This window comes from Polaribacter sp. PL03 (assembly GCF_033875165.1).
Classification (GTDB): domain Bacteria; phylum Bacteroidota; class Bacteroidia; order Flavobacteriales; family Flavobacteriaceae; genus Polaribacter.
Genome location: NZ_JAWZSV010000008.1, coordinates 13,996 through 19,142, shown reverse-complemented (window position 1 = coordinate 19,142; position 5,147 = coordinate 13,996). Strand labels below are relative to the sequence as shown.

Here is a 5,147-nt window from a genome sequence, read left to right as displayed (position 1 = left end):
AATTTGAGTTCTAAAGTTGCTTTTTCGTACGTTTTTTTTCGCCAGGGATCTTTTTGTGTTTTCATAAGTGACTATAATTAAGTGTTTAATTTTTAGTCAACCTATTTCAGGAAAGTACATTTCTCAAATGCACCACAACGTTGTTGTATAAGCTTTGTTGCGTTGTTTAAGCAGTGAATTTAGTAAATAAAACACGAACGGCGAAATTCCGCAGGAATTTCCCAAGTGAGCCAAAACCAGCAATAAAGTTTATACGGTGTTAGCAAATGTTTTTTGTTTTTCTCTCAGTTATTGTATAAACACCTATTGGATAAAATAATGAAGAGAGTATTAGTAAAATTCTTTTTCCTAGAGATTCTGCTCTTTTAAGTAAGTGATTAATTATAATAAAATAGTTTCCAAATACTGAAATAACACCAAGAATTGCACTAATAAAAAATGTTGGTCTATATAAAGAAGCAAAAATTAATCTAAACCCAAAAGACATTGATAAAACTATTATGAAAATATCAGCTATAAATAGATAAATCAATATATTATTGAAAATTTTAAATATTCTATGGTTTATATTCTCAGTTTTTGATAGTTCTAATATTTTACTTGAAGTAATTGTTAACCAAATTATGTGAATGAATAAAGAAAGAATCAACCAGTCGTTTAAACTGGCGACTTGAATTCCTAAAAGACTGAATAAAAATAGAATTGTAAATATTATTTTCTTAATCATTTTGATATTTGATAATGCTCAAGCATCTTTTTTATGGTACATATACCTGTTTAACTTCAATTTCATATTCCTCATTTTTTTCTCTTATTTCAGCGCTTATAACCATATCACTTAATCCTTCTTCTTTAGTGAATAAGTCAATAAGTACATTCCAATAGTTTCCATAAGATATGTATACTGAGGATTCCCAAGTTTCATTTGGAAGCTCAATTAATTCTTCTCCATAATCTTCAATATATTCTTTGATTTGTACAGTAGTTTCATCTGAGATAGAATTCACGTTTTTTATTTCTGAACTTAAACTGTAATCTCCTTTTACAAAAGCTTTTACAATTTCTTTAAAACTCGATCTCCAAATGTGTGGAATCGGAAGTTCATTTTCCTCGTTTTTCTCAACTTTAATTTCATTCATTTTCTATTCTTAATTAATGTCAGATTTTGTGATTGATATTCCGTTTTTGAGTTTGAGTGATAAATATTTGCTAACGTTTTGGTATAAAAATTTTTGCGATTTAAAAATTCGGCAAATTTTCCACCGGAAAATTAGAAGTATTTTTAAAAAAGCAAAAAGCTTTGATAAGGCATAAATTTAAGCAATTTTTTTTATACGGTGTTGTAATTTTGTTGTGAAACATTTGAGTAAATACATTTTAATTCCATTTTCAACTTTTCAGCATTTGAGTGATTTCCTACATTTTAACTTTAAAACATTTTTCTAAAAAAAAAGAATCGTGAGAAAATTCCGCAAATTTGGTTTCGAGTTTGAGTAAATTCCAACGTTTTGATTCCGCAAATATTTTCAATTCCGTTTGATTTACGATTAGCTAGAGAGTGTTCCACAAAATTCAGTTTTTACAAAATTGCTAAAATTCCAAACTTGAGTGAATTTCGCAAAGACTTTCAATTCAAAGTTTGAGTGATTTTAAAATTTATTCGTCTAAATTCAGTTTTTTCAATTTGCTTTTTTTCAGCGTTTAGATTTTTCTGAACAATGAATTACAACGTTGTTGTATATGGTTTGTTGCGTGTTTCAAGCAACTAATTTAGTAAATAATTACCGACCAAGAAAGTCCGCGAGGACTTTCGTAAGTGGGCGAGAAGCCAGCAATAAATTATATACGGTGTTGTAATGCGTAATTTTTATTTTTCAAATTTTAATTCGTTCGTTTCAAGGTTAATAAATCCGAACTTTTTCTCTCCATCCGAACTCTTTAATATAAATTTTTTGAATTCAAGGTCTCGTTCAATACTGCTTTCAGTCAATATAGATATTTCCCAATTTTCGAATCCGTTTTTATTTTTCCATTTTTTAATTGATTCCTTTAGACTTTCGGATTGTTCGTCATTCAGATTGTCGTAAAGCTTTTGATTAGTTATCTCAAATTGCTTTCCATTTTTCTCAAAGTCAACACGATAATGATAAATATGCTTCTGGTTAAAATTATCAAATTCGAAGAACGAAAAACGGTTGTCTGTATATTCAGTTTTGTCATTTTCTTTTGGAAAGTAGACGTTGAAAAACACTCGATTCTCATTAATTTTGTTAGTCAATAAACTACATAGTGAGTCTAATTCCGAAAATGTTTTTTCTTTTTCCTTTTCCAATGATTTCGCAGAATAAATATTATTTACCCAACGATAAGTTCCATCACGATTTTCAATTCGGTTAGAAGTTGCTCTCGCTTTTGGGAAATAAACTCTAATATCTTTCTCAAGTTGTTCAGAAGCTTTAATCTTTACCTTAATTGCCTCATATTCTTTTTCAAACCCTTGCTTGTCAAATTCAAAAGGGCTTTGGTTTCCAAGGTTGTATTCAACTTTGATAGGGTATTCATTGTTTTCTACTACATAAAACTGGAATCCGTAAATTTTTCCAAACTCGTGAAAAGTTCCAATAAATTCTGTTTTAAATTGGTCATTATAAATTTCCGCTATTTGAGATTCCATAAACTCAATTGCTTTCTTTTTTTCTTTCTCAAACATTTTATTTTGTGCTTGAGAATTATATCCAAAAGTCAAAAATGTAAGAAGAAATAATATCTGGAATTTCATAAGTTTATTGGTACGGTTTTATGCATTACAACGTTGTTGTATAAGCTTTGTTGCGTTGTTTAAGCAGTGAATTTAGTAAATAAAACACGAACGGCGAAATTCCGGAGGAATTTCCTAAGTGAGTTAAAACCAGCAATAAAGTTTATACGGTGTTGTGCGTAGGTTTTTTTCATTCCACTATTTTCAGTTTTATTCTATTCTGACTTTCTGGAAAACCAATTAGAGTATTATTGTAATAATACATATTATATTCTTCCCATTTGTCATAATCCCATCCTTTCAAAATTATACTATCTCCTTTTTTTTCATTCATTCCTATTTCGATGATTTTCAAAGAATCTTTGGGGTTTGTTATTAATTCATATATTCCATAATGATTTGGGTTTTTGTCAATGCTTAATTTAAGGTTTCTGCTCTCAATCTTGAAAGTGAATTCAGAAGTTGAGTAAGGATGATTTTCAATCCAAGAATTCCAAAAGAATGAGAATATTAAATAACAGACAATAGTATTTATAAAAAATAAAATCGAAATTTTCTTTTTAATAAAAAATACGATAATTCCGATAATAATATTCACGATAAATATTCGTGGTCTATAAGATTCAAGTCCAATAGACATCCAAGGGTCTGGTTTAATATTACTAACCCAAAATTTCATAAGAAATATGTCAATTAGTAAAATCAGAACTCCAATTCCGAGTAATATTTTTTTTTCAGATTTCGTTATTTTCAATTTTCGATTATTTTTTCGCTTTTAAGTATTAATAAAATTTAATGGAAGCAAGGTTTTCGTTGGTCTGTTAACTTACGCACAACGTTTTGGTATAAGAAAAGTTGCGGTTTTGTGTGCGAGGATTTTCCGCAGGAAAATCAAAGTACATAAAAAGCAACTGCTTTTGATTAAGCAGTAATTTAGCAATTTTTTTTATACGTTGTTGTGCGTTCGTTTTTTTTTATTTATTCAATTTCTAATTTTGGATTTCCTTTAATTATTCTTTCAAACAATTCATTTTTGTAATTAATATTCTCTCTATTTTCAGGATATAAATGTTCATTTTTTAAGTCAAACATAATTAGTGGTTCGTTATCATTTTTCCAAGTAACATATAAAATATTATCAAAACAATGAATTTCAAAATTTTCTAAACTTTCGTCGATTCTACTTGTAACTGCAAACGTTTTTCCAAACTTTTCTATTTTTTTGTTGTTTTTTATTATGTAAAATTGAAGAGCTTGTTTATGTTCAAATTCAGAATAATGAGTGATATTTATTTCATAATTTTCATTACAAGAGTTTGATAAATTTCCTAAATCTCTTTGTCCTTCCCAAAAAAGTAAATTCCATAAATAAATTATTCCAATAATTAGTAAAAGAATAATTCCTCCACAACCGATTTTCGCGTTTTTATTCTTCATTAATCTTTATTAATGGTAACTTTTTTTGATTTAATTGTTATAAATTTCAGTAAACTCATTGAATTCAAAAAGTCTAATTGGTAATGACGCACAACGTTGTTGTGTATGATTAGTTGCGTGTTTTAAGCAGTGAATTTAGTAAATAAAACACGAACCAAGAAAGTCCGTTTGGACTTTCGTAAATTGGCTAAAACCAGCAATTAATTATACACGGTGTTGTACAACGGTTTTTATGCATTTCCATTTATTCCTAATTCATAATATTCTTTAGTTTTCAAGTTAATTTTAATATTGTAATAACAATTTCCACCATCTTCAACTAATGCAATTTCTGTTTTCCAATTGTTTGTTCCAAAATCGTCACAAAAGAAATTAATCCAAACTTCTTTTTCTCCTTTTTCATTTATTATTGGAACGTATTGTCTTTTGTAACCATCTAATTTTAATTCAAAACCAGTTTCAGTCTGCTGATATTCAGGATATTTTTTATTGTGCTCAATAAGTCCAATTTTTTGGTTTTTATTATTTTCAATAATTGCTATTTTTAAAATTTCCTCAATCTCAAATAATTCCGATTGAGTAAGTTCTGTAGGTTTAGCATTTTTAAAAATCCAATACCATTCAGAGTTAAAAGTCATTATTACAAAATCAGATTCCGTTAGTTTAAATTCAGTCTGAGTGTTTTCTACTGATTTAATTTCAGATGTATTTTTTTTTGTTCCATTACAGGACAAAATTGACATTAAAATTAGAAATATTAATACTTTCACGATTTTCGTTTTAACTGTTGTACAACGTTTTGGTATAAAAATTTTTGCGATTTAAAAATGCGGCAAATTTTCCACCGGAAAATTAGAAGCATTTTTAAAAAAGCAAAAAGCCGAAAAACGAAAAAATTTTTACGAAGATTAAAAGGCCACCTTTTAAACGGCGTAAAAATTTAGCGTTTTTA

Annotated in this window: 6 protein-coding genes; all 6 read right to left on the bottom strand. The window is 27.8% G+C overall.

Annotated features, from left to right (window positions below):
* Positions 1 to 259: 259 nt before the first annotated feature.
* Complete coding sequence (locus tag SHK09_RS14855) at positions 260 to 727, bottom strand: hypothetical protein (RefSeq protein WP_249989838.1); 468 nt, start codon at positions 725 to 727, stop codon at positions 260 to 262.
* 31 nt (positions 728 to 758) lie between these two features.
* A complete protein-coding gene (locus SHK09_RS14850; RefSeq protein ID WP_319811574.1) occupies positions 759 to 1,139 on the bottom strand; it encodes a hypothetical protein in 381 nt (126 codons plus the stop codon).
* Between the two features lie 728 nt (positions 1,140 to 1,867).
* The gene (locus SHK09_RS14845) at positions 1,868 to 2,779 is read right to left on the bottom strand and encodes a hypothetical protein (RefSeq protein ID WP_319811573.1); all 912 of its coding nucleotides are present in this window, start codon (positions 2,777 to 2,779) and stop codon (positions 1,868 to 1,870) included.
* Between the two features lie 169 nt (positions 2,780 to 2,948).
* Complete coding sequence (locus SHK09_RS14840; RefSeq protein WP_319811572.1) at positions 2,949 to 3,113, bottom strand: hypothetical protein; 165 nt, start codon at positions 3,111 to 3,113, stop codon at positions 2,949 to 2,951.
* A gap of 623 nt (positions 3,114 to 3,736) precedes the next feature.
* The gene (locus SHK09_RS14835) at positions 3,737 to 4,195 is read right to left on the bottom strand and encodes a hypothetical protein (protein ID WP_319811571.1); all 459 of its coding nucleotides are present in this window, start codon (positions 4,193 to 4,195) and stop codon (positions 3,737 to 3,739) included.
* Positions 4,196 to 4,425: 230 nt separating this feature from the next.
* Entirely contained in the window at positions 4,426 to 4,965 is a 540-nt protein-coding gene (locus tag SHK09_RS14830) for a hypothetical protein (RefSeq protein ID WP_319811570.1), read from the bottom strand.
* Positions 4,966 to 5,147 lie beyond the last annotated feature (182 nt).

Coding starts and splice junctions, on each gene's coding strand:
- SHK09_RS14850 (WP_319811574.1), bottom strand. CDS start 1,139: ATGAATGAAATTAAAGTTGAGAAAAACGAGGAAAATGAACTTCCGATT.
- SHK09_RS14835 (WP_319811571.1), bottom strand. CDS start 4,195: ATGAAGAATAAAAACGCGAAAATCGGTTGTGGAGGAATTATTCTTTTA.
- SHK09_RS14845 (WP_319811573.1), bottom strand. CDS start 2,779: ATGAAATTCCAGATATTATTTCTTCTTACATTTTTGACTTTTGGATAT.
- SHK09_RS14855 (WP_249989838.1), bottom strand. CDS start 727: ATGATTAAGAAAATAATATTTACAATTCTATTTTTATTCAGTCTTTTA.